Source organism: Tellurirhabdus bombi (assembly GCF_021484805.1).
In the GTDB taxonomy this organism is placed as follows: Bacteria; Bacteroidota; Bacteroidia; order Cytophagales; family Spirosomataceae; genus Tellurirhabdus; species Tellurirhabdus bombi.
In genome coordinates, this window is sequence record NZ_CP090557.1 from 2,096,580 (window position 1) to 2,121,651 (window position 25,072).

The window sequence follows — 25,072 nt, forward strand, 5'->3', positions numbered from 1 at the left end:
GTCCGTTTGAATTAAAGGCGAGCGTCCACTAGATTACGATCAAGAAATGCTTTGGTATCGAAAATGACGGCTTTATCGGCGCGTAGTTGGAGCAGGTCAAGGGTTTTAAACTCCTTGTGGCTGACGGCTAGAACGATCACTTCGTAGGGGCCTTTTGGAGCGTCAATGAGATCGATGGTGTACTCATCAACCATGCACGAGCGGTCGGCCCAGGGGTCGTACACATCGATTTCCATCCCAAACTGGCCCAATTCACGGTAAATATCCACCGCCCTGGAATTGCGGGTATCGGGGCAATTTTCCTTGAATGTGATCCCCAGTAACAGCGCTTTGGCTCCTTTCACCCGAATGTCTTTCCCCAGCATGAGCTTCACCACTTTATTGGCGATGAACATGCCCATGTTTTCGTTAATCCGTCTTCCCGACAAAATAACCTGCGGGTAATACCCCAGACTCTCCGCCTTGTGCATCAGGTAATACGGGTCAACGCCGATGCAGTGTCCGCCCACCAGCCCCGGCTTGAAATTCAGAAAATTCCATTTGGTTGCGGCGGCTTCGAGGACATCGGTTGTGTCGATGCCCATGCGGTCGAACATAAGGGCCAACTCGTTGACAAACGAGATATTAACATCGCGCTGGGCGTTTTCGATGGCTTTGCTGGCTTCGGCTACCTTCAGCGTTGGAGCCAGGTGGACGCCCGCCTCAATAATGCTGCCGTATAGCGCTTTTAATTTCTGGCCTGTTTCGGGCGTGCTGCCACTCACTACTTTCTTGATTTTCGTGAGCGTATTTACCTTGTCGCCCGGATTGATGCGTTCGGGTGAATAACCACAGAAGAAATCAACATTAAAGGTAAGACCACTGATTTCTTCCAATATAGGAACGCAATCTTCTTCCGTACAACCTGGGTAAACCGTTGATTCATAGACAACAATATCGCCCCGCTTTAACACTTTGCCGACTGTTTCGCTGGCTTTCAATAAGGGCGTCAGGTTTGGCCGTTTGTACTGGTCAACGGGTGTTGGCACCGTAACGATGTAGACGTTGCAGCCCTGAAGCGCCTCCTGTTGGTCGGTCAGCAATAAGCCTTCGGCGGCCTGAAGATCGGTGGTTACGGTTTCGCCGGTGCAGTCAATTCCGCTTGTCAGTTCGGCGATGCGCTGGGTATTGATGTCAAAACCGACTACCTGGTAATTCTTGCCAAATTCTATCGCTAGCGGAAGGCCCACGTAGCCCAGGCCTAAAATACCAATTACGGGTGCCGCAGTAGTTGAGAGAGCAGCCGAAGGATGGGTGCTATCGGGCAGATCGGTAGGCTGGTTTTCAACCGAGTTATAGTTAAGAAGCTGATTCATAATTAAATACTAAGTGAATAGGAAACAAGTAAATGGTTACTGATCAAGTGTTTGGCAACCTACCCCGGAATAGGTCCAGGACACCTGATTTTTCGGATTCTAATTCCTGATAATATTGATTACCATACCCGTAAGTGCTTTGCGTGTCGGCGGCATTAAGCACCAGACTTAGCTTTCGGAGCCGTTGTTCGCGGTATAAGGTTTCTACTTTCCGCAAAGCCTGCTTGGGAGTAAGGTTATAGCGGATGACATACAACGAGGCGTCTGTATGGTCAGCAATGATTTGGGCGTCGGTAACCAGACCAATGGGAGGTGCATCAACCAGAATGTAGGCAAATATTTCGCGAAGCCGGGCGAACAGCTCTTCCATTCGGGTATTGGTTAACAACTCAGAGGGATTGGTCGGAATCTTACCGCAGGTGATCACCCAATAATAAGGAATGTTCGGAACCGGGTGGAGGATATCGTCGAGTTCGGCATGACCAGCCAGGTAGTCGCTAAGCCCAATTCCATTCGGCACTCCCAGCATGCTATGGATTTTAGGACGGCGCAGGTCCATTTCCAGCAGCACGGTAGGGCGGTTGATGAGTGCCAGACTAGCGCCCAAATTCAGCGAAATGAACGATTTGCCTTCCCCGCTAATGCTGGACGTGATTAGCAACGCCATGTTTTTCTCGTTCGAACGCAGAAGCTGAATGTTGGTGCGCAAAGCACGGATTTGTTCCGCTGTTTCGGAGCGGTTGTCGTTGCTCACCACCACGGCATTTTTATGCTTGGTATGCGATATTTCGGCAATAACCGGCGCATGGGTTGCGCTGTCGATGTCGATACGCTGGGCAATTAACTTACTGAATATGTCTTTGGCCCAGATAAAAGCAATAGGAATAAGAAGGCCAAGGCTACCGAAAAGCAGAAAAATCAGAGACTTGATGGGCTTGATGGGCACGTCATCACTGGTAGCCAGGTCAATCGTGCGGGTGTCGGAAACCGTGGTGGCGTGCGAGAGTGCCGTTTCTTCCCGCTTCTGAAGCAGATAGGTATACAAATTATTTTTGATGACCTGTTGCCGCGTTATACTCATCAACGCGCGCTCTTTGCCGGGCACCACCCGAATCTGGTTTTCGTGCTGGGCGTTTTTGGCTAGCAATTGCTGGCGGGAGCTAGTGAGCATAATCCGCATGGTGCCTACTGTTTCCCGGATGTTGCTTTTCGTTGCGCGAATCTGCTCATCAATGGTCCGTAGAAACGGGTGCGAATCAGAGGTTGTGCGGGCGATTTGTTCCCGGCGCAATTCGAGTTCCGCTGCTCTGCCGATCTGGGCAATCAGCGTTGGGTCGCTTAGCCCCAAGGTCGCAGGCACCATGCCTGGATTACTGGCTTTGGCGTGTACGTAGCGTTCGAGGTCAGCTAAAACGCTAATCTGAATCTCAACCTGACTAAGCTGAATATCCGTTCCCTGAACTTTCTGGAGCAAAGCCTGCGCTTCCGCGCTGATGTTCGTGATCTTATTGGCCGACTTAAAACGCTCGATTTCACCTTCAATATCTGCTAATTCCGTAGAAACCAGACCAAGCCTTTTTTCAATGAAGTCCAGCGTATTAGTCACCACCCGGTTTTTGTCGGTTACTTCGGCGGCGTTGTATTCTTTCAGTAATTGGTTCAGCAAGTGTTCCCCTTTTCGAACAACGGGGTCTTCCAATGTAACCAGCAGGACTGTAGAAGCCTTGCTACTGGTTTCCACCGTGAGGTTTTTCTGGTACTGCTGAGCGGCCTTATGGCGCGGCATAACCTTAACAAGAATAGGCTCGCTGTCTGGAATCAGCGCACGTTTGGGAACAATCCGCAGGCGACCGTAAGGGGTTTCAATGGACTGATTAACAGGATAAGTAGCTTCCTCGATGCGAACGGCCTCCGGGTTGATAATTTCGATTTGAAGGCTTTTTTTGTAAAGACTCGGGAGCGGTTTCTCTGCAACCAACCGAATGGGGGAGGCGTCGTAAATTTCTTGTTTTCGAAATGTTTTCTGATGGTAATAGCGGACATCCAAACCGAGCTTATCAACCGCTTTTTGCATCAAGGTGAACGACTGAATGATTTCGATTTCATTTTCCACCACCCGGCTGGGCGTGAAAAAATCCATTTCTTTCAGAATGTTCTTTTCCGAAAGACCCTTTTGCTGATCTTTCACCAGCAAGCTGGCCTGAATGCGATAAACCGGTTCTGTGGTTTGTGAGTAGATGTAGCCAATGACGAGCATCACCAGCACAGAAAGGACAAACCACTTCCAGTTTCTCAGGTATTTGGACAGGACGTTCTGTAAATCAGAGGTAAACTGCTCCTCCTTATTGTACACAGCTTTCGTGTCGTAGATATAAGATGATGTGCCATTCATACGCTAGAATACTGTGATGCACCGATGAGCGAATTGGCAGAGGATAAATTGCGGGACGTGTACGTAACTCTGGTCTGGAATACCAAGCACTACTGAGAACCAATAAGACAGTTTTCCATTTGAGTTTTATACGGAAGAGTAATCCAAGGGAATAGCTATAATGAACAGCTGAATTCCAGACTAACTCTTGTTGTTCGCCACACCGATAAATACAATTACTTTATCTTTCTGCAACATCAACAGAGCCATTAGACTGCGTATTGGAAAAATGGTAACAGGATTCGGCCCTTAATTTTCCGACATTGGCTATTTTATCGAAAAAAAAGTCCTGATGAGGCGGATTACCGCCGCGCAATAATCGCAACGAGGGATAAAACGCTGGCAACGGCGGGAATAAGCAGGTAAAACCGGTCGGCTGAAGCGGCGCGCGCTTTGCCCGGCTGCACGTAGATTACGTCGTTAGGGTGAAGGTAATAAAAAGGCGACTGGAATAAATCGCGCTTGGTGAGATTAACCCGGGCAAATTCCCGCTCTCCGTTGGTTTCGCGGATTACCAGCACATTGTCGCGGCGACCATAGATGGTGATGTCACCAGCCAGGCTAAGCGCTTCCAGTAAAGTAATCTGTTCATTAGGAATTGTAAACATGGAAGGCCGGGTCACTTCTCCTAAAACGGATATTTTGTAGTTCAGAAAGCGAATGTTGACGGTAGGCTCTTTTAAAAAGGCTTTTAATTTTTCTTCGATTTGCTCCCGGGCCTGGGCGGTAGTGAGTCCCGCCAGTGTGACCTTACCCAACAGGGGAAGGCTAACTTTGCCCTGGTTATCAACCAGGTAGCCAAGGCTGCTGGCTGTCTCGGGCGTTTGAGTAGGAGGAGTCGCTAGCGGGGCGGCGGCATAAGGATTGAAGATGCTGCTTGCTTCCGGGTTTATGCTGTTGACGTAAATAGAAAGCAGATCGCCCGCCTGGATGACGGGTGTATACCGATTGGAAATGGCAATCCGCTGGCTAGGCAGGCCAGCCCCTTTATTCTGAAAATAAGCGATTTCTTTTTGCGAAACACAGGAAGAGAGAAGAGTTAGAAGTAGGCTTATCAGATACCCGTGTTTCAATCGCATGGAAAAATAGTTTAGACGCTCAGGGCGGATGTTTTCTGTAGACTGCTAAAGTCTGAAAAAATATTCTAAAGATAGGGCAGAATACAAATTGATAAGACCTTTTCCCTAAAAAAAGCTTTTGCAAAGCCCTTTTCTCAATAAGACGGGGGTTCAGCTAATTTTTAGGCCAATTTATTTTGTACAAACCAAGATGGTCTATTTTGGCACGCTGTTTGTGAATACACAGACAGTTAAGTACAAGTTACGGTGGGTACGAAAATAGCTGGCTAATTGACCAGCTTTTTTTTTGTCCATACAGCAAAGCGGAACTTTGATTTCGATCTAAAAATGCGGCTATAGCTCCTATCTGGAGCTTTTTTCGTTTTATATTCGTTCAATAGTCAAATTATTTATAAGACAAAGTGTGTATATTTGTACACACCGATTCTACAAAATGTGGAATGTTGTATACAGTGTTGGTCATACGTGTAATTCATTTACGTAGCCTAGTAGGTATTTAAGTGATTCGATTTTTATCATAAAGGGATCATCCAATTAATGGTAGTTGGCTATTTCGATAATTTTTTAGTGTCAATTGCAAACCAATAGTGTTAATTTTCTATTGGACAATGGAAATAATACTTTGTGTTTATTAGTACATTTGAATTTCTAAATTCTGCACAATCAATCTTCATAAATTTGAATAAGTTAAATGTTTTTGTTAAACTCAACTTTTAATTCAGTACCGCTATGGCTCAATTGCGGACCTTTGTTGTGTTGGGGGTTTTCGGTATCTCAACCTTCCTCTTATTAAATTGGTTGCTAGACCGTAATTGGAACTGGCAACTAATTGGGTACATTACAGTAAGCATTTTTGCCTGTATTGTTTCTATTTCGATAGGTGCTCTAATTGCACATCTAATTCTTTCGCTATTTCATACCAAATACGATCCGCACACGGACAGCGAAATTTGACCTTTAATGTAGCTTTTCGTTTCTTCCTTCCTTACTCTTCCCTATACAGTTAATAAAAACTTGTTGAGAATACGCCTTCTAAACGGTCATAGCGAAATGCCGATTCGGAAAAGGAGTGGCATTTTTGTTTCTTTGTGGCAGAAACAAACCGTGAAAGGATGACTCCGGTCACTGATATGACCATTGACGAGGTGTTCTCTGCGTTCAACGACCTGCGGGTTTTGATTATCGGAGACGTGATGCTGGATGCTTACGTATGGGGAAAAGTAGAGCGCATTTCGCCCGAAGCCCCCGTGCCCGTAGTAACTGTTCAGCGCCGTGAATTACGCTTGGGTGGAGCAGGCAATGTGCTGCTCAATGTACAGGCCTTGGGGGCGGAAGCCATCATTTGTTCTGTAATTGGGACCGATGAGCCGGGTGACCGCCTGGTTGGCCAGCTTTGCGACCGTGGGCTTAACTGCGATGGCCTGATCCGCAGCGATTCACGCATTACCACCATTAAAGAACGGATTATTGCCGGCTCACAACAGGTTGTCCGCGTAGATACCGAAACGGATAAGTTAATCCTGGAAGACGAGCGCAACCAACTCATTGCCAAGGCTAAAGAGCTAATTCCGACCTGTCAGGTAATCATTTTCGAGGACTACGACAAGGGGGTACTTAGTAAAGAAGCCATTGCTGAAATTACAGCGTTCGCCAATGAGCAGGGCATCCCAACGGTGGTTGATCCTAAGAAGCGCAACTTCCTTGACTATCATTATACGACGCTTTTCAAGCCCAATCTGAAAGAGCTGAAAGAAGGGCTTAAAATTGATTTCGATGTCGATAAACCGGAAGAATTTCTAACGGCGGTTGAAGCGCTCAAAAATCAGTTGAATTTGAAAGGGGCCTTGATCACGCTGTCGGAGCGGGGCGTTTTTATTGATTACAATGACGAAAAACACCAGCTTCCGGCGCATATTCGGCACATTTCCGATGTATCGGGGGCTGGAGATACCGTTATCAGTATTGCCGCTTGTTGCGTAGCTTTGGGCTTGCCGCCTAAACTAATCGCGGGGCTCTCGAACCTGGGAGGAGGCTTAGTTTGCGAATCGGTGGGTGTTGTGCCAATCAATAAGCAGCAGCTTAAGATTGAGGCGATCAAGGAAAACCTGGGTCAAAATGGACGTTCAGCAGGATGAGTACCGGATTTCAACTGTCCGAGCTACGTGCAATTTAACGTTATCCCAATCTTCAGAAAATTCGGCGCTGGCTCCTGGCCACCCGCGACACACATAGTCTTTTTGAGCCAGTTCGGTTTTTTCGAACTAGCTCAAAAAGAACTCATTATGGAGTAATTAGAGACTAATGCTTATTTGTAAAGAAAGACAGCAAGTTTTGGGTTAAACTTGTCCGTATTCTTTAACGGCTTCAATAAAACACCGTACTTTATCTGGATTGGTATCTGGATAAACGCCGTGTCCCAGGTTGGCGATATAGCGCTGTTTTCCAAACTTGTCGATCATATTCCGCACTTCCGAGCGAATCTGTTCAAAGCTCGAATAAAGCACACAAGGGTCAAGGTTTCCCTGAAGCGTTTTATCAGGAATGAGCTGCCGCGATTCTGTCGGGTCCATGTTCCAGTCCAGTCCTACCACGGAGCAGCTTAGCGTTCCAATTTCTTGGCGGGCGAAGAAAGCACCTTTAGCAAAAACGGTAACCGGAATCTCTATACCGTGTGCTTCCACCAGCGCATCACAAATTTGCTTGATGTAAGGCAGCGAGAACGTTTGGTATTGTTCGGGGGATAAAATACCAGCCCAGGAATCAAAAATCTGAATCAGATTAGCCCCCGCTGTTACCTGCGCTTTTAGGTAAGCAATGGTGCTATCCGTGATTTTTTGCAGTAAGGTGTGCGCAAAAGCAGGGTCAGTATAAAGTAATTTCTTGGCAACCGAAAAGGTTTTCGAGCCTTTGCCCTCCGTCATGTAACAGAAAATCGTGAACGGCGCACCGGCAAAACCAATGAGCGGCACCCGGTTCTGAAGATCCCGTTTAACAATCCGAATGGCTTCCAGCACGTAGCCCAAATCCTGCTCTGCGTCAGCAATGTGCAGGCTATCGAGGTCTTTCATCGTGCGGACCGTCTGCGGAAAAACCGGTCCCCGTTGCTCAACCATTTCATAGGGAAGTCCCATCGCTTCGGGCACTACCAGGATATCCGAGAAAATGATCGCGGCATCAACGCCCAGTAAATCAACGGGTTGGATGGTTACTTCGGCGGCCAATTCCGGCGTCGTAGCTAATTGAATAAAACTTCCCGCTTTTTCCCGAACAGCGCGGTACTCGGCCAGAATCCGCCCGGCCTGCCGCATCATCCAGACGGGTACGCGTTCTACCTGCTCACCCCGTGCGGCCCGGAGTAGTAAGTCATTTTGCAACATCATACCACAAAGATAACGCTTCTGCCGAAGACAACACCCCTCTAAATAAAGATCCTGTTTGTTTATCAAACGTTTGTTTGGTAAAATTGCGCAACTTTCCGTTTGTAACGATGCCCGTTCAGAAAATTACCCGCGAAGAAATCCTGAAAAAAGCCATGCGGCTGTTTAAGCGACAAGGCTATCACCGCACCTCAATGGACGATTTAGCGAAAGAATGCGGGGTGTTAAAGGGTAGCTTTTATTACTATTTCAGCAGCAAAGAAGCCCTGATGAAGGAAGTGCTTCAGTACGTCAATGCGTACAACAAAGCGCACGTGCTGACTATCGCTTACGAAGAGGCAATACCGCCGAAGCAGCGGCTAGAGCAGTTACTGGACGCTTTATTCGACGTGTTGTTCCAATCGGAAGGAGGGTGCCTGATGGGAAACACCGTGCTGGAAACAGCGCTAATTACAGACGAATTCAAGGAGCCGCTCCAGACGCATTTTAACAACATCATCAATGCCGTTGCTCATATTTATCAGCATGTCTACAGTCCGCAAAAAGCCGTGGAACTGGCGCAACAATTAGCCATTGACATTCAGGGGAGTTTGGTGATGATCAAACTATTCGGGAACGAAAAGCTACTTCTCAACTGTCGGGAGCGGGCATTAAAACACCTGGAAAATACCAAATCCAACTAACACCATTTTATACATTTATCATGGAATTAAAACGAGTTGTCGTTACTGGTTTAGGCGCATTAACGCCCATTGGAAACACCGTAGATGCCTTTTGGGAAGGCTTAATCCAGGGCAAAAGCGGTGCCGCCCCGATCACTAAATTTGATACCACGCACTTTAAAACCAAGTTTGCCTGCGAAGTGAAAGGGTTTGATCCACTCCAGTTTCTGGATAAGAAAGAAGCCCGGAAAATGGATGAATACAGCCAGTATGCCTTGGTGGTGGCTGACGAAGCGGTACGCGATGCGAACCTGCTGAGCGACCAATTGGATACCAACCGCGTGGGGGTTATCTGGGCGTCGGGCATTGGCGGTATGTATAGCTTTCAGGAAGAAGTAATTGCCTATGGAGCCAACAACCGGGTGCCGCGCTTCAACCCGTTTTTTATTACCAAAATGATTGGGAACATGGCTTCCGGCCTGATCTCGATGCGGTATGGTTTTCGGGGCGTAAATTTTGCGCCAGTATCGGCCTGTGCCTCAGCAACGCACGCCCTGATTGATGCGTTTAATTACATCCGCTTAGGAAAGGTTGATGTAGTTGTGGCGGGTGGTTCCGAAGCGGTGGTGACGGAAGTGGCCGTTGGTGGGTTTAGCTCAATGAAAGCCTTGTCGGAGCGAAACGACGATCCACCCCGTGCTTCGCGGCCTTTCGACCGGGATCGGGACGGCTTTGTGTTGGGTGAAGGCGCCGGTGCCTTGATTTTGGAAGAATACGAACACGCCAAAGCCCGTGGCGCCAAAATTTACGCCGAGTTGGTGGGAACCGGGGCAACCGCCGACGCGTACCACATGACGGCTACCCACCCGGAAGGCCTAGGCGCACGACTCGCCATGACGGAGTCACTTCGGGAAGCGGGTTTGCAACCTACCGATGTAGATTACATGAACGTTCATGCAACCTCCACGTCCGTAGGCGACATCAGCGAAGCGCAGGCCATTCAGAAAATATTCGGTGAAAACCCTGAGCATCTGCACATCAGCGCAACAAAATCCATGACCGGGCACTTGCTGGGCGCGGCGGGGGCTATCGAAGCCGTGGCGGGCGTTCTGGCCATCCAGAACAATACCATCCCACCCACCATCAATCTGGAAAACGTGGATGAGCGAATCAGTCCAAACCTGAATTTAACGCCCAATGTCGCTGTGCAAAAGCGGGTTGATGTGGTAATGAGCAACACATTTGGCTTTGGTGGACACAACGCCATTGTTGTTTTTCGGCGCGTTTAGCCAATTGTAAGTCAATGAGAGAATTAGCGAATGAGCGAATAACTATCTGATTTTAGCCGACTGGCCCTACGACTAGTCTAACGTAATTTTGCGTAATTAATCACGGGATTAACACAATAAATTCAATTTTATTCGCTCATTCATTCACTCATTTACTGCTTAAGAGATGCCTGCCATCGACAAAGAACTTAAAAAGGAAATACTGCGCCTGCCGCAGGCCGAAAAAGACAAGCTTTTATTGCGCTTGGTAGCGAAAGACCGCGATTTAGTGGAGCGCTTCCATTTTGTGTTGATCGAGGAAGAATCGACCACCGAGGAACGGCGGCTGGGAGTCCGCGAACGGATTGCCAAAACCGCCCTGGGCCATTACCAGCATCCCGACCAGTGGATGCTGCGGGCCATTCGGGCGCTGAATAGCGAAATCACGCACCATGTCAAGATTACAAAAGATAAATACGGCGAGGTCGATCTGGGTCTTTACCTCATCAATTCTTTCTTTGATACGCAACCTAGTCTGCTCCGCTCGTTGAATCGCCACAACGAAAAGACGTGCGCTTACCTTGCCAAAAGGGCTGAATCCATCCTTAAAAAACTACAAAAACTTGATCCTGATTACTTCATTGAATTTGAGACGGAAGCCAATCGGATGCTAAAACAGATTCACGAATCAGCTCCCGGCGCTTATGCCCGGCAACTGAATTTACCAAAGCAGTTTTCCTGATTATTGCTTACACTACACCAACGTGCTTTGAAGCCAGGCGGCGGCAATTCAGCAGGCTGCCGACTAAATAAATTAACGCTTAGTGAGCTAGAGTTTTGTTTGATAATCAGCGCTTTACTTGTCTTTTGAAAAAATCCCAGGCTTCCAGATAGACATTAATGTCATTGGGGTAATCATGCTGCCCGCCGATTACTTTTAACAACGTTACCTCGGGTTTTCCTTTCTTCGAGTACGTGTAGCGCTCAATGGTTTTGCCGTCCTTGGGATCGGTATCAGGCAGAAGCGTTTTGGTCGGTTGATCTTTGTAACCGGCCAGTTCAGACCAGTATTGAAACGTCCGATCCGTGGAACGCACAAGGCCCAGACTGATCGCTCCTGTTTTAACTTCGCCGCCTTCGTACGGATTTGTCCGGTCGGCGGTGCCGTTGACAATCATCACGGGAATCGGGACGCGTTTTTCGGGGCAATCCAGATTATTGGTATCGGGAAGACTAGAGATGAGCGCCGTTATCGCCCGGAATCTTTCCGGCATTGTCAGCGCCAGTTTATACGCCATATGGCCACCCCCCGATGTACCAACGGCAAAAACCTGTTTTGAGTTGATTTGGTATTTCTGTTCAAAAAACCGGATCATCTGCTCAAAAAATGCGTTGTCGTTGATGTTTTCCAGGTTAGCCGCCGACTGCGCTGTTTTCCGGCATTCGTTCCAATACCGTTTATAACCGTCGGGGTAAACCAGTAAAATATTTTCGGCGGGAGCTATGTCTTCCAGCTTTTTGGCACCGCTGCGGTTGCCCAGTCCGTTGCCGCCTGAGCCATGCAGGACAAAGATTAGCGACGCATTGGCTTTTGCAGGTTTGAGAAAATGAAAACTACGGTAATTTCCTTCGATCAGAATCGAATCGCTGACGAGTTGGCTCTGGGCAGTTCCGGCAATCAGAGTTAGAAGAAAAATAACTAAAAAGTGTCGCATGAATAAATAAGATGGAATAGGGTGGTCTATACTTGCAACGTCGTTTTGGGCTATTTTGTCTGCATCAACTCCCGCAATTTTTGGTTCACGGTTTAGCACTTGTCTCCGCTAATGGCACTAAATCAGTTGTTGTATTCTGAATGGCTCCCAATTCTTTTTTATCACCCCGGTATCAATAATGCGCCCAAAGCCGTTAGCCGGATAGCTTCGTCAAAACTTTTTGGTGCGCAAACGCGTGCTAATTAGTTGCAATTTTCGCCAGAAAAAATCAGAACAAATCAACGGGTGTAGTATTACTGTGAGTAACGACCATTGCAATTTACTGCTGGGTCATGGTTTGTTTTTTAACAATTTATGCTGAATGAAGGCGTCGGCGTAGCGTCGGCCCAAGGTCCGGGCCGAAGCCGCGTCAAAGTGCGTGGAGTCACCGATGTGGGTTAGTCCAGCGGATACGATAAAATAAGAGTTGGGAATCTTTTTCGTTGCCTGCTGAAGCGTTTCGTTAATAATTTGCGCATTCGGATTCCGTTTAACCACAAAATCTCCCAACGTTCCTACGACAAACGGCACATTTGGTGCATTCAGGTCGCTTCGAAGCCGTTGCACCAACTCAGCCAGCTTTTGGCCATACACCGCCGTGTTACCCGGTTTGGAATCAGATTCGCCCTGGTGCCAGAGAAAGCCAGCCAAGGTTCCGTTTTCGAGCGCTTTTTTGGCCCGCGCCAGCGCATCATCATACGGGTGCGACTTCGTGGCTTCGTAATAAGCGCCTGGCTTCCAGACATCAATTCCCGAACCACCCACAGCACAGGGAATCAGGCCAATGTTCATGGCCGGGTATTGTTCAGCGAGGCGTTTAGCAAAAGCCAGGCCCGGTCCGACGCCCACCACTTTCGGTTTGTCGAAGTGCAACGGATCGCGGGCAGGAACCCAGGTTTGTTCTTTGGTTAACGTCCAGACGCGGGAATGGGGTTGCTGGTCTTCCGCTTCGGGCACCCCGCGTCCAGCCATATTGGATTGACCAATCAGCAGAAATAACTGTAAACGAGGGGGGGTATCCTGTTTAAAAGCCAGCAAGATAGCCACGAGGCAGATGCCAAAGAAGGCGTTGATCAGGGACGGTGTTTTCATAAATTTTGTTTTACAGGAAAACCCGTCTCGCTGGCGCTTATACTGTATTCGGCAACAGTTATTTGTAAGATTATTGCTAGATTGTTCAGGTAGTTCCCTATAGATTAAATGACAGAGTTATGCACGCAGAATGTTGTCAGTCGATTTGTCAAGTCGTTATTTTGATGTTTTAAATTTATACCGGGCTTAAACGCTTGCTAAACGATGCCAAAACTGTCTCTTCTGGTGCTATTTTTATTGAACGCCTGCTATGTAATGGCGCAAAAAACGGCCCCGCCTACTCCTTACGGTGCCATTCCTAGCCCTCAGCAGGTGGCCTGGCAGCAAATGGAGTATTACATGTTCATCCATTTTGGTCCAAATACCTTTACGAATAAGGAGTGGGGGCACGGTGACGAAGATCCCAAGGTGTTCAACCCGACCAAACTGGATGCGCGCCAGTGGGCCAGAACAGCCAAGGCGGCGGGTATGAAAGCCATTATCATCACGGCAAAGCACCACGATGGCTTTTGCCTTTGGCCCAGCAAATTCAGCACCCATACCGTTCGGGAAAGTGCCTGGAAAGACGGCAAAGGCGATGTTTTGCGCGAACTGTCCAACGCCTGTAAAGAGTATGGGCTAAAATTTGGTGTGTATCTGTCGCCCTGGGATCGAAACCACCCGGCTTACGGCACGCCCGAATACAACCAGATTTTTGCCAAAACGCTGGATGAAGTCCTGTCTAGTTACGGAAATGTGTTTGAGCAATGGTTCGACGGGGCGAATGGCGAAGGCGCAAATGGCAAAAAGCAGGAATATGACTGGCCGCTGTTTCGAAGCGTTGTTTTCAAGCACCAGCCGAAAGCCATCATTTTTAGCGACATTGGCCCCGGCTGCCGCTGGATGGGCAATGAATCGGGAATTGCCGGGGAAACAAACTGGTCAACCCTGAACACCGATGGCTTCGGAATGGGGCACAATGCGCCGCCAACCCAGGTGCTGAACCAAGGGAATGAAAACGGAAAATACTGGATTCCGGCGGAGGTGGACGTTTCCATTCGTCCAGGCTGGTTTTATAGTCCGGACACCGACACCCGGGTGAAAACGCTGACGCATTTGCAGAAAATTTACTACTCGTCCATCGGACGGAACAGCAATTTGTTGCTCAATGTGCCCGTATCCCGCGAAGGATTGATTCATCCGAATGATTCAACTCGCCTGATGGAATTCCGAAAATTGGTAGACGAGTCGTTCAAAACCAACCTGGCGCTGGGCAAAACGGTGACCGCTTCGGCTTTTCGCGGGAACGATAAACAATTTAATCCCAAGAATTTATCGGACGGAAAGTACGATACGTATTGGGCCACGGATGACGCCGTTCGGCAGGCGTCGCTGGTGGTTGATTTAGGCAAACCAACGGAAATCAACCGGGTGGTTTTGCAGGAATACATTCCGTTGGGCCAACGCGTCAAAGCCTTCAAGGTAGAAGCCTGGAATGGCTCAAAATTTGAAACCATCGACCAGCAGACAACCATTGGTTATAAGCGGATTCTGGCGTTTCCGACGCTGAAAACAGCCAAAGTACGCGTGACAATCCTGGAAGCCAATGCCTGCCCAGTGCTGTCTGAACTGGCAATTTACAAAGCGCCGGAACTGCTGGCAAATCCCGAAATTGCTCGCAGCAAACAGGGAATGGTTAGTATTTCGTCAGAAGTAACCGATCCGGTGATTCGCTATACGACCGATGGCTCAGAACCGACGCTGGCCTCAACGCGCTACACAGCACCTTTTGAATTAGCGAAAGGGGGAACCGTGAAAGCCAAAGCCTTCATTAAAAACGGCGCGGAATCGAGCGAAACCATCCTGGCCGCGTTTGATCTGGCACCTACGAAATGGAGCCTGGTTGCTACGCCGGGAACCGATAAAGCCGCTGCCGAAAGAGCCATTGATTCCAACCCGAAAACCATCTGGCAAAGCAACCGGAAAGAAGGCGCTAAACTGCCGTCAGAACTGGTGATTAATTTGGGAGAAACCTTGACACTGAGCGGATTTACCTATACGCCTCGTCAGGATGGCAACCAGGGCGGTACCATTTATCAGTACAGTTTCTACGTTAGCGAAAACGGGTCAGATTGGACGCCAATGCTGGAAAACAGCACGTTTGGGAATATTAAAAATAACCCGATCAAACAGGAAGTGAAGTTTTCGAAAGCGGCAAAAGCGCAGTTTATCAAGTTAGTGGCGCTTTCAACCGTGAATGAAAACGAAAATTGGGCCTCAGCCGCCGAAATAGGCGTGCTGACTCAATAAGCAAACTTCCAAAACACTAAAGCCCGCCTAAGTCACTTAGGCGGGCTTTAGTGTTTATAAGTAAGGCAAATCTCAGAAATACTCGAATGTGCCGGCCTCGCTTTGTACCGTAACTTTTTTGGTCGAAAACGCCTCGACACGGCCAATCACTTGAGCCTCGATGCCGAACTGGGTTGCAATATCGATAACGCGCTGGGCATGTTCTTCCGAGAGGTAAATTTCCAGTCGATGGCCCATGTTGAAAACTTTGTACATTTCCTGCCAGCTGGTTCCGCTTTCCTGCTGAATAAGCCGGAACAAGGGCGGAATAGGGAAGAGATTATTTTTTATAACGTGCAGGTTCTCAATAAAATGAAGCACCTTGGTTTGGGCGCCACCGGAGCAATGCACCATGCCGTGAATATGAGGACGCAGCTCTTCAAGGAGCGCCTTGGCAACGGGGGCGTAGGTGCGCGTTGGTGATAAAATAAGCTGGCCAACATTCAGCCCTGTCTCCGCTACGGCATCCGTTAACTTTTTCGAGCCGCTGTAAATCAGGCTCTTGTCTACCTGTGGATCAAAACTTTCGGGATATTGATCGGCCAGGTAATGCGCCAGAATATCGTGGCGGGCAGAAGTCAGCCCGTTGCTGCCCATGCCGCCGTTGTAGGTTTTTTCGTAGGTTGCCTGGCCATACGAAGCCAGTCCAACGATAACGTCGCCCGCCTGAATCTGGTCGTTGCTGATGACATCGGCCCGTTTCATGCGCGCAATCACCGTACTGTCCACAATCACTGTCCGAACCAGATCACCCACGTCGGCTGTTTCGCCGCCCGTGCTGTAGATGTCAACGCCGTGGCTACGCAGCATGGCCAGGACTTCTTCCGTTCCGTTGATGATTTCGGCAATTACCTCGCCCGGAATCAGATTTTTGTTGCGGCCAATGGTCGACGAGAGCAACATCGGCCCCGTGGCTCCTACGCAAATCAGATCGTCGGTGTTCATGACCACAGCGTCCTGCGCAATACCGCGCCAAACCGACAGGTCGCCCGTTTCTTTCCAATATAGATAGGCTAGTGACGATTTGGTGCCGGCGCCGTCGGCGTGCATGATGGTGCAATAATCCGGATCGCCAGCCAGCGTATCGGGCACAATTTTGCAAAACGCTTTGGGAAACAGGCCTTTATCCAGATTGGCGATGGCGTTGTGAACGTCTTCCTTGGAAGCAGAAACGCCCCGTTGGCTATAGCGATCAGTTGCTTGAGTCATTATCGAATGGTTGTAACGGAAATAAACAAGCTGCAAAGATACACCTTCTCTGAACTGCCCATTGCCTGGAACCTACTTATTTCAATACTTCAACCGTACTTAGCTCCGGACCACCCCCGTGATTGGCCGAACCGGCAATGATGTAGATGTTATTTTGGTGCACAACCGCCTGGGTTCCGTGCCGCCCCTGAAGCAGTTTTGGTCCCGCCGTCCATTTGTTGGTCTTGGGATCAAAAATCTCGGTTTCGTTGTGCGAAAGCACCTGCGGACTTTCCCCGCCAATGACCCAAACCTTGCCATCTTTGGCTACGGTAGTGTTTCCGGCGCGTTGCGTCGGGATGTTGCCCGACTCTGGCAGGGTGGTCCACTGGCCCGTTTTAAAATTGTAAATATCAACTTCGCCCAGGGTTGTTTCAGCCACGCGGTTGATTTTAGCCTGCGACCGGCGTCCCCCGGCTACGACCAGTTTATCGTCGACAATGGCCACGCTCAGGTGGTCGCGGGTGCGGGGCGCCACCGGAAGCTGGCTCCAGGTATTTGTTTTCGGGTTGTATTCGTCGAACCAGTCTACGTTACCGTCATAATGCCCATCCACGATGCCGCAAACCATGTAAATTTTATCTTTATACACCACCACGCCCGCTGATCCGCGCCGCCGTTCCACCGGAATTTCCGGCCCTTTTCGCCACTGGCCTTTTTTGGGGTTGTAGATGTAAATATTCGGAATGGGAACTTCGTGCGGGTATTTGCCTTCGAAAGCCCCCATAACATAAATCTCACCGTTGTACGTAATTGCCTGAAAGTGGTTCATTTCGAGCGGGGGCGCTGGTAGTTTCTTCCACATTAAGGTTTTCAGATTCAAGGCCTCAAGTGGTTTCATGCCCCGCCCGCCAATGGCATACAAACTGTCGCCAACCAGCGCAGCGGCGTTCTCGTGACGGGTTTCGCACTCGTTTTTAGCCGTGACGCGTTGCCAGCTTTGCGCGTAGCTGCCCACCGACCCGGCGAGCAGTAAAGACGTTAGCAGAATAGAACTTTTCATCAGGATCGATTTATGGAACGTGCAATTATACGGATTTATCTGATGCATCCGCCGCGTAGGAAATACCCGCTTCGGTTCGAACCGCATCGAGCAAGTCAATCAGGTTGAGGCTGTCGTCCAGCGACCAGGTAGGGCTTTCTGTCCGCTTTTCCCGCAGGCATTGCATCACGTGGGCGGCTTCGTAATTGTAACCAAATGTAGACCGTTCAAAGGAAAAAACCTGCGAATCGAATTTGCCTTCCCGCCCGGTATTGGAAAGCGTTAGGCCCTGGCTTCCCGTGAACCGGCCGTGAATAAAGATTTCTCGCTTATCACCAAAAATATACGCCTGCGTGTTGGTTACGGCTTTGATAGAACTGCTCAGAAGTGCCATTTCCCCTTTTTCGTACGTAAGAACCATGCCGCACTGTTCATCAACCCCTGTTTCTCCGAAGGTAGCCGACGCTTTGATGGTTTTCGGTTTACCCAGGAATAAATAGGCCAGAAAGAGCGGATAAATTCCAATATCAACCAGCGAACCACCGCCCAATGCTTTGTTATAAAGACGCTTCTCGGGATCAAAAATGGCTTTAAAGCCGAAGTCGGCGTGAATCATTTTAATCTTGCCGATGGCGTCGGACTTTACCAAATCGACGGCATATTGAACAGCAGGGATAAAGCGCGTCCAGAGGGCTTCCATCAAAAACACTTTTTTCTCCCGCGCCTTTTCCACCATTTTCTCTACCTGCCAGCGATTCAGAGCAAACGGTTTTTCGCAGAGAACGGCCAGCCCGCCCTCCAGGCACATCAGCGTATTTTCGTAATGATGATTGTGGGTCGTGGCAATGTAGACTACGTCCAGATCAGGGCAGTTCAGGAGCTCTTCGTAAGAACCGTAGGCGTGCGGAGCGCCGTATTGAGCCGCAAAGTTGCGGGCTCTCTGTGCATCCGTAGACGCCACAGCGTGCAGGGAGGCGTCGGGAAGCGATTGCAGGTCCTGCGCAAATTTATGAGCAATGTGGCCAAGGCCAAGAATCCCCCAACGAATTTGAGTCATAGCGTTTGATTATTAAAAAGTTAAGAGATGCGTAAAGCTGGAATGGCCCTGATAATTGAGGCCGGTTTAGGATTTATAAAGTAATTAAGCGCTCAAAAAGTTGTGTAAAAATGCACTTTTAAGAGTTATACATAAAGTTACCACTGTGAGATAGTTCTATGCGCTTTAGTTTTTGTTTGTTGATCGGGTGTATTGTTTCTTTCAACGCAATGGCCCAGAATAGTGCTTTAGATAGCCTGAGCCGTGTTAAAGCAGGAGCAGATACGCTGCTGGTGGCGGATACAGTGCGTGTCGACAGTACGCTGGCTGCCAAAAAACAACCCGTCGCCGATACCGTTTCGGCCAGTAAAGTCTCGGGTTTTCACTACAAGCTAACGGCAGATGGAACCCTGACCGCCGGAAACGTGAACCGGGCTTTAATCCAGACGTCTGCGGCGCTCGACTGGGCCGTAAGCCCGCGTTTTCGGCTGACCAGTAACCCGACGTTTGCATACGGGAAACAGAACAACCAGCTTAATGAACGCGAATTATTCGGGGATCTCCGCACGACGTACAGGCATGACCGTCCGTTTTACTACCTGGGCTTTGGCTCGCTGGAAAACAGCAATCTTCGAAAAATAACGACCCGAACCATCGGGGGAGCCGGGGTAGGCTATAAAATCATTCGCCGAAAAAATGCATATTTGTCGTTAACAAATGTCTTTCTGTACGAGAACACGAATTTTGTTGAGTTGGCGGATATCAATGTGCTCCGTAATTCAACCCGAATATTTGGTGAATACCAATGGCAGAATGGCCGATTTTTGTTAAACCATACTGTCTTTCTCCAACCGGCACTCGATGAGAATAACTTCCGCTGGAATGGAAACATTAGCTTACAAATGCAGTTGACCGCTCGGGTTGGCCTGCGGACCATGATTCAGAATTCGTACGAGAGTATTGTTGCTCCCGATCGGAAGCGGAACGATTTCCGCTGGACATTCGGGATTAGCTTGGCAAGTAAGTAATTTGAAAATTAATGGCTTAACATTTTAGGTGAATTTTAGTTTTGTTAGAGCCATAAGCTTATAAATCGATGCATGATTTTTCTTCTCAGGAAGTAAAAGTGAACAAAACCCTGACCGAGTTGAGGTCTTTTCCCGTTGCGTGCATGGAAATTTTCATGCTGGAGCAGGCGCAGTTACGGAAAGCGCAGCAGGAGGCACGGGTTCTTCAACAGCTTGCATCGGCCTTCAAATGGAAAGTACGCCGGAATTATTCGGAAGCCTTGAAGGAAGGGCGGACCCTGGTGGTAACAGATGCCGCTAAGCGAATTCTGTGGACGAATCATCGTTTTCTGACCATGACGGGTTACACCATCCAGGAGGCTATTGGACAAACACCCAACTTTTTGCAGGGAATAGAGACCGACTCGACTACGGTGAGGCGGCTATCCGAAAAACTACGAAAGTCCGCAAAAAGCCCGCGTGCTTATTCTGTGCAGGAAACGCTATTGAATTACCGAAAAAATGGCGAGCCTTACTGGTGCGAAATCCGAATTGATCCGCTCGTAAACCACGATGGGCAACTGACCCATTATATGGCTGTAGAGCGGGAAATCACAAATCACTTAGTAGCGGTTTAGTAATTAATCAGCCGATTTTGATCGTTTAAAAGCAGCATCTCGAACAGTTGCACCGTAGCAGCGGCATCGCCTATGGCTCGGTGTCGGTCGATTAACGGAATATTTAACGAATCGCAAAGTTTGCCAAGGCTATAAGAAGGAAGCCCGGGGAAAATCCGGCGGCTTAACCAGACTGTACAAAGTTTATTGCGCTCAAAGGCCAGATCGAGCCAGCCAAATTCCTTCTTGAGAAAACCGTAGTCGAACGGAGCGTTGTGGGCGACAAAAATCGCGTTCTCGGTGAGGCGTTCCACCTGGGCGGCCACATCGGCAAAGGTCGGAGCATTTTCGACCATCTCGTCGGTAATACCAGTCAGGCGACTGATAAACGGCGGAATCGGGCAGCCCGGATTGAGCAGGGAATGAAACGAGTCAATAACACGAAGTCCATCGTGTCGGAAAACGGCAATCTCTGTCAGACGGGTTGGTCCACCAATTCCCCCTGTTGTTTCTATGTCAACTATTGAAAACATTCCTGCAATAGACCAGGTGAACGATTATTTCTTTTTCTTTTTATAAAAATTATACACAATTGACGCCTGAAACGTTCGGTTGTAGCGCTCCACAATAGGATTGATTGAAATGTCTTTCAGGCCGTAGATGTAGCGCAGGTTGAGGCTAAATTTATCGACTGCATCCAGAAAATCATAATGAACACCAACGGCAATCCCAAGGTCGTTCCGCACGCCCGGCCCGTTGCTGGTAGGTGTGTTGAGCGCGTAGCTAAACTCCGGGCCGGCTTGTAACGTCAGCCCTTCCGTAGGAATCCAGCCCAGCATGATAGGCGCACTGATGTAGCGGTAACTGTTGCGAATGGTTTCGCGCGTGCCTTGAGTACCTCTAAAGCGGCCTCCTTTATTCGAGTACATCAACTCTGGTTGCAGAACAAAGCTGTTGATTCTGAGGCGGTAAAGCCCACCCAGATGAAGGTCGTTTCTCAGTTTGGATTCAAAAGACGTAACGCCTTCCTGGGCAGTAAGGGATAAGTTGGCACCGGCTTTAACGGCAAAATGACCCGAAATCTGAGCCGTTGCGACAAAAGAGGTAAACAGAAATACAAAAAGAACGGAAAGTCTGGCTGTAAACATATGCATTTTAAAAGTCAGTCGTCTTGGCGAACCACTTTGACGTGGGAGCGGCCAATCGTTAGACAAATAACGGCAGATTTCACCGCATCTGCATATGAGATCCGTCCAAATCTATAAATTATGGTTGGTAAATCTTAATTCAGCCTGGGATCGACCGGATAATGCGACAAGACGCGGTACTGTCCGCCCATGCGCCGCAGTACGCCGCGCCAGAATTGGTCGGAAGGCGTATCAAAAATAAAATCGGCGTCGGTCTGCGAAATAATCCAGGCTTTCTGGCTCATTTCCTCTTCCAGTTGCCCATCCGACCAGCCCGAATAACCCACAAAAAAACGAATGTCGTTTTCGCGAACGGTGCCTGCGTTAATGAGTTGTTTTAATTGTTCGAAGTTGCCGCTCCAGTAAAGCCCGTTGCCCAGGCTAATCGAGTCATCGAGCAAATCACCCAGGCGGTGAATGTAGTGCAGCGTATTTTGTTGGACGGGTCCGCCGACATAAAGTGAATAATCGTGGTACATTTCTTCGGTAAGCACATCGTTGAGCTTCACCTGGGCGATCTGGTTGAGCACCAGGCCGAATGTGCCGTCCTCATTGTGTTCGCAAACCAATACAACACTGCGCTCGAAGTTTGAATCACCTAAAAAAGGCTCGGCAACAAGCAGGCATCCATTTGTGACGGTCGGTGTGGTCATAATTATTTCGTTTTCAGGGTGTCATAGAAGCGAACATCTTGGTTGCTAAACGACTCGTTAATGAACGAATGCCGGGAAGATCTTTTCAGCCTGGCTTCAGGACAGAAATATTGGGAAAAATTACAGAATACGAAACTATACGGCGAAATTCTTACTCAAATTCAAAAATATTGGGAATCTAAAGGTTTGCGGAGTAGATTGATGCATGCGTTTCAAGTCACTTCTTCAGCATAAGATTTTCTTCTTGATTTTTGGGTCAATTGCTGCCTTTTGCACCTATGCCTCTATGTTTGGCTTCCGAAAAGGCATTACCGCCGTTGCCTTTGAAGGAGTTGAGTTTGCCGGAATCAGTTACAAAATCTGGCTGATTACGGCGCAGGTGCTGGGTTACGCGCTGTCGAAGCGAATAGGGGTGAAGGTCGTGGCGGAAATGAAACCGGCGCGGCGGGCGCTAAGTATTTTGATTTTTATCGGTCTTTCCGAAGTGGCGCTGCTGGGGTTTGCGCTGGTTCCACCGCCTTACAACATTATTTTTTTACTGCTGAATGGCTTGCCCCTGGGATTGGTCTACGGAACAGTTTTTGGCTTTTTGGAAGGTCGTCAGCAAACGGATGCCCTGGTTGCGGCCCTGACGGCTTCGTTTATTTTTGCTTCCGGGCTGGTCAAAACGGTTGCACTAACGATCAAAGCGTCGTGGGGCGTTTCGGAGTACTGGCTACCGTTTGCAACCGGGTTGCTTTTTGTTCTTCCGTTGTTGGTGTCGGTCTGGATGCTGGCGTTGCTGCCACCGCCCACGCCCGAAGACGAGCGCCTGCGCACCGAGCGCCGCCCGATGAACCGCCAGGAGCGACGGCAGTTTGTCAAAACTTTTTCCTTCGGCCTGACCACGCTAATTGTGTCGTATGTGATACTTTCGGCCTTCCGCGATATTCGTGACAATTTTGCACCGGAGATTTTATCAGCGGCTGGCATTACCAACCCCGCCGTGTTTACGCAGACCGAAACGACCGTAGCCCTGCTGATTTTGGTGCTGATGGGCTCGCTCCAACTCGTTCGCGATAATTTCCAGGCATTCCGGTTGATTAATGGCGTTATGTTGCTGGCCGCTGTCTTAATTGGCGTGAGTACGTGGCTGTACCAGGCGGGTATTTTATCGCCGGGCGTTTGGTTTACGCTGGTTGGCGTAGGCATCTACGGGTGCTATGTGCCTTGCAATGGGCTTTATTTCGAGCGCCTGGTGGCTTCGTTTCGCTACGTTAGTACCGTGGGCTTCATTATTACCCTGGCCGATTATTACGGCTATCTGGGCAGTGTAGCCATTTTGCTCTACAAAAATTTCGGGCAGCCCAACATCAGCTTTCTTACCTTTTTTGTTTACGCGGCCTATGGCGTGTCCATTGTCTATAGCCTGCTGCTGGTGATTTCGTACAATTACTTTCAGCGAAAGAAAAAAGAAACGCTGGCGGTTGTGGTATGAACACAAAAAAGCGGAGGCAAAAGTACAATGACTTCTACCTCCGCTTTATAAACGTATTTTTTATTCGGTAATCGACAAACGCACGGTGTTGGTTTTCCGGTGCTTCGACATCGGCATACTCAACACATTGACGTAAATATCACCCTCCGAAATCACGCCTTGTTCTTTGAGTTTTTCCTTGATTTCGTTAACGGTTTGGTCAACGCTGGCTTCTTGTGCCGGGATGTAAGGCAGCACGTAAACACCCCAGTACAAACCAAGTGTGTTCATCAATCGGCGGTCGGTGGTGCAAACGAAAAGAGCCGCTTTCGGGCGGTGGTGCGACAGGCGAACTGCCGTATAACCCGAAGTCGTAATGCCGATGATTGCTTTGGCGTGCGTATCGCGAGCCAGACGGCAGGCGCTCATCACCACGTTGTCATTCAACACGTTTTCGGTTGGGTGCTCATTAACGTAAGCGTGGTACCGGAAATAAATGGAATCCGAGAGAGCTTCTACTTTCTGGATGGTCCGCGACATGTTTTCAACAGCCAGAATTGGGTATTTACCGGAAGCCGTCTCGGCGCTAAGCATCACGGCATCAGCACCATCCAGAACAGAGTTAGCAACGTCGTTGATTTCGGCGCGGGTTGGACGAGCAGCGTCGATCATGCTTTCGAGCATTTGCGTCGCTACGATAACCGGTTTGCCCGCCTTATTGGACTTTTCAACCAGCATCTTCTGAATCATGGGCACGTCTTCCGCAGGAAGTTCAACCCCGAGGTCACCCCGGGCCACCATGATCGCGTCCGTTGCTTCGATAATTTCGTCGATGTTATCGATCGCTTCCGGCTTCTCAATTTTAGCCACCACACGGGCGGTTTTGCCTTTAGACTGAATGTATTCTTTTACTTCCAGAATTTCAGACGCCTGGCGAACAAACGAAAGAGCAATCCACTCAACGTCGTGTTCCAGACCAAATTCCAGGTCAGCGTAGTCTTTTTCAGTTACTGAAGGAATCGACACCTTCGTGTTTGGCAGGTTAACGCCTTTCTTCGATTTCAGCGGACCTCCGTAAACAACTTCCGTAACGACGTCTGTGCCATCGATACCGATCACTTTTACTTCCAGTTTTCCGTCGTCAAGCAGGATGCGCTCGTCGGGGCGAACGTCGTGGTACATGCCTTTGTAAGGCGTGCTGACGCGCTCGGCGGTACCGATCAGCTCTTCGTTTGTAAAGGTCAGTTTGTTGCCCGGTAACAGGATAACGCCCTCGTTGTTTTCTACCTTTCCAACACGGATTTTAGGGCCTTGTAAGTCTTGCAGGATGCAGAGGTTCAGACCGTGTTCTTCGTTCAGTTCGCGAATGCGCTGGATACGGACAAGGTGTTCAGCGTGGTCGCCGTGGGAGAAATTAAGCCGGAAAACGTTTACACCAGCTTTGGCCAGTGCTAACAGCTGTTCTTTACTTTCGGACGCCGGACCGACCGTTGCAACAATCTTAGTTCTTTTGAATGACATGGGACTTGGCTAAGTCAAT

The 25,072-nt window shown here is 49.0% G+C and carries 21 protein-coding genes; 8 read left to right on the forward strand and 13 right to left on the reverse strand.

What is annotated here, in order from left to right:
* Window positions 1-11: 11 nt before the first annotated feature.
* The 3 genes from L0Y31_RS08980 to L0Y31_RS08990 all read right to left on the reverse strand — a co-directional run bounded on the left by L0Y31_RS08980 (window position 12) and on the right by L0Y31_RS08990 (window position 4,865).
* Window positions 12-1,355 (reverse strand): nucleotide sugar dehydrogenase, encoded by a 1,344-nt coding sequence (locus L0Y31_RS08980; protein WP_234736786.1) that lies wholly within the window; start codon window positions 1,353-1,355, stop codon window positions 12-14.
* 43 nt (window positions 1,356-1,398) lie between these two features.
* A complete protein-coding gene (locus L0Y31_RS08985) occupies window positions 1,399-3,747 on the reverse strand; it encodes a GumC family protein (RefSeq protein ID WP_234736787.1) in 2,349 nt (782 codons plus the stop codon).
* Between the two features lie 341 nt (window positions 3,748-4,088).
* Complete coding sequence (locus tag L0Y31_RS08990; protein ID WP_234736788.1) at window positions 4,089-4,865, reverse strand: polysaccharide biosynthesis/export family protein; 777 nt, start codon at window positions 4,863-4,865, stop codon at window positions 4,089-4,091.
* Between the two features lie 1,112 nt (window positions 4,866-5,977).
* Between L0Y31_RS08990 and L0Y31_RS08995 the strand changes: the two genes are divergently transcribed.
* Window positions 5,978-7,000: a bifunctional heptose 7-phosphate kinase/heptose 1-phosphate adenyltransferase gene (locus L0Y31_RS08995; RefSeq protein ID WP_234736789.1), complete on the forward strand. Its 1,023-nt coding sequence runs from the start codon at window positions 5,978-5,980 to the stop codon at window positions 6,998-7,000.
* A gap of 201 nt (window positions 7,001-7,201) precedes the next feature.
* On the opposite strand, the gene hemE is transcribed toward L0Y31_RS08995, so the two are convergent.
* On the reverse strand, window positions 7,202-8,245 hold the full coding sequence (gene hemE / locus L0Y31_RS09000; RefSeq protein WP_234736790.1) for a uroporphyrinogen decarboxylase: 1,044 nt from the start codon (window positions 8,243-8,245) through the stop codon (window positions 7,202-7,204).
* Between the two features lie 107 nt (window positions 8,246-8,352).
* Here hemE and L0Y31_RS09005 point away from each other — a divergent pair, with 107 nt between their 5' ends.
* From L0Y31_RS09005 to L0Y31_RS09015, 3 genes are all read left to right on the forward strand, one after another.
* Entirely contained in the window at window positions 8,353-8,925 is a 573-nt protein-coding gene (locus L0Y31_RS09005; RefSeq protein ID WP_234736791.1) for a TetR/AcrR family transcriptional regulator, read from the forward strand.
* A gap of 20 nt (window positions 8,926-8,945) precedes the next feature.
* Window positions 8,946-10,193, forward strand: a complete 1,248-nt coding sequence (gene fabF, locus L0Y31_RS09010; RefSeq protein ID WP_234736792.1) for a beta-ketoacyl-ACP synthase II — start codon at window positions 8,946-8,948, stop codon at window positions 10,191-10,193.
* Between the two features lie 166 nt (window positions 10,194-10,359).
* On the forward strand, window positions 10,360-10,914 hold the full coding sequence (locus L0Y31_RS09015; protein WP_234736793.1) for a hypothetical protein: 555 nt from the start codon (window positions 10,360-10,362) through the stop codon (window positions 10,912-10,914).
* Between the two features lie 106 nt (window positions 10,915-11,020).
* Here L0Y31_RS09015 and L0Y31_RS09020 read toward each other — a convergent pair whose 3' ends face one another.
* Entirely contained in the window at window positions 11,021-11,887 is an 867-nt protein-coding gene (locus L0Y31_RS09020; RefSeq protein WP_234736794.1) for a CE1 family esterase, read from the reverse strand.
* Between the two features lie 330 nt (window positions 11,888-12,217).
* The gene (locus L0Y31_RS09025) at window positions 12,218-13,018 is read right to left on the reverse strand and encodes a sialate O-acetylesterase (RefSeq protein ID WP_234736795.1); all 801 of its coding nucleotides are present in this window, start codon (window positions 13,016-13,018) and stop codon (window positions 12,218-12,220) included.
* A gap of 204 nt (window positions 13,019-13,222) precedes the next feature.
* Between L0Y31_RS09025 and L0Y31_RS09030 the strand changes: the two genes are divergently transcribed.
* Window positions 13,223-15,307: an alpha-L-fucosidase gene (locus tag L0Y31_RS09030; protein WP_234736796.1), complete on the forward strand. Its 2,085-nt coding sequence runs from the start codon at window positions 13,223-13,225 to the stop codon at window positions 15,305-15,307.
* A 72-nt stretch (window positions 15,308-15,379) separates the two neighbouring features.
* On the opposite strand, the gene L0Y31_RS09035 is transcribed toward L0Y31_RS09030, so the two are convergent.
* The 3 genes from L0Y31_RS09035 to L0Y31_RS09045 all read right to left on the reverse strand — a co-directional run bounded on the left by L0Y31_RS09035 (window position 15,380) and on the right by L0Y31_RS09045 (window position 18,633).
* Window positions 15,380-16,555, reverse strand: a complete 1,176-nt coding sequence (locus tag L0Y31_RS09035; protein WP_234736797.1) for an AIR synthase related protein — start codon at window positions 16,553-16,555, stop codon at window positions 15,380-15,382.
* Window positions 16,556-16,631: 76 nt separating this feature from the next.
* A complete protein-coding gene (locus L0Y31_RS09040) occupies window positions 16,632-17,597 on the reverse strand; it encodes a Kelch repeat-containing protein (protein ID WP_234736798.1) in 966 nt (321 codons plus the stop codon).
* A gap of 25 nt (window positions 17,598-17,622) precedes the next feature.
* A complete protein-coding gene (locus tag L0Y31_RS09045; protein WP_234736799.1) occupies window positions 17,623-18,633 on the reverse strand; it encodes a Gfo/Idh/MocA family protein in 1,011 nt (336 codons plus the stop codon).
* A 209-nt stretch (window positions 18,634-18,842) separates the two neighbouring features.
* On the opposite strand from L0Y31_RS09045, the gene L0Y31_RS09050 reads away from it, so the two are divergent.
* A complete protein-coding gene (locus L0Y31_RS09050; RefSeq protein WP_234736800.1) occupies window positions 18,843-19,640 on the forward strand; it encodes a DUF481 domain-containing protein in 798 nt (265 codons plus the stop codon).
* Window positions 19,641-19,708: 68 nt separating this feature from the next.
* Window positions 19,709-20,257 carry a PAS domain-containing protein gene (locus tag L0Y31_RS09055; protein WP_234736801.1) on the forward strand — a complete coding sequence of 183 codons (549 nt, stop codon included), beginning with the start codon at window positions 19,709-19,711 and terminating at the stop codon, window positions 20,255-20,257.
* On the opposite strand, the gene L0Y31_RS09060 is transcribed toward L0Y31_RS09055, so the two are convergent.
* The 3 genes from L0Y31_RS09060 to L0Y31_RS09070 form a co-directional block, all read right to left on the reverse strand.
* On the reverse strand, window positions 20,254-20,769 hold the full coding sequence (locus L0Y31_RS09060; RefSeq protein WP_234736802.1) for a 3'-5' exonuclease: 516 nt from the start codon (window positions 20,767-20,769) through the stop codon (window positions 20,254-20,256). The genes L0Y31_RS09055 and L0Y31_RS09060 overlap by 4 nt on opposite strands.
* Window positions 20,770-20,793: 24 nt before the next feature.
* A complete protein-coding gene (locus L0Y31_RS09065; protein ID WP_234736803.1) occupies window positions 20,794-21,384 on the reverse strand; it encodes a porin family protein in 591 nt (196 codons plus the stop codon).
* A gap of 134 nt (window positions 21,385-21,518) precedes the next feature.
* Window positions 21,519-22,076, reverse strand: a complete 558-nt coding sequence (locus tag L0Y31_RS09070; protein ID WP_234736804.1) for a YqgE/AlgH family protein — start codon at window positions 22,074-22,076, stop codon at window positions 21,519-21,521.
* Window positions 22,077-22,281: 205 nt separating this feature from the next.
* Here L0Y31_RS09070 and L0Y31_RS09075 point away from each other — a divergent pair, with 205 nt between their 5' ends.
* Window positions 22,282-23,553 (forward strand): DUF5690 family protein, encoded by a 1,272-nt coding sequence (locus L0Y31_RS09075; RefSeq protein WP_234736805.1) that lies wholly within the window; start codon window positions 22,282-22,284, stop codon window positions 23,551-23,553.
* Window positions 23,554-23,613: 60 nt separating this feature from the next.
* On the opposite strand, the gene pyk is transcribed toward L0Y31_RS09075, so the two are convergent.
* A complete protein-coding gene (gene pyk / locus L0Y31_RS09080) occupies window positions 23,614-25,053 on the reverse strand; it encodes a pyruvate kinase (protein WP_234736806.1) in 1,440 nt (479 codons plus the stop codon).
* Window positions 25,054-25,072: the final 19 nt, after the last annotated feature.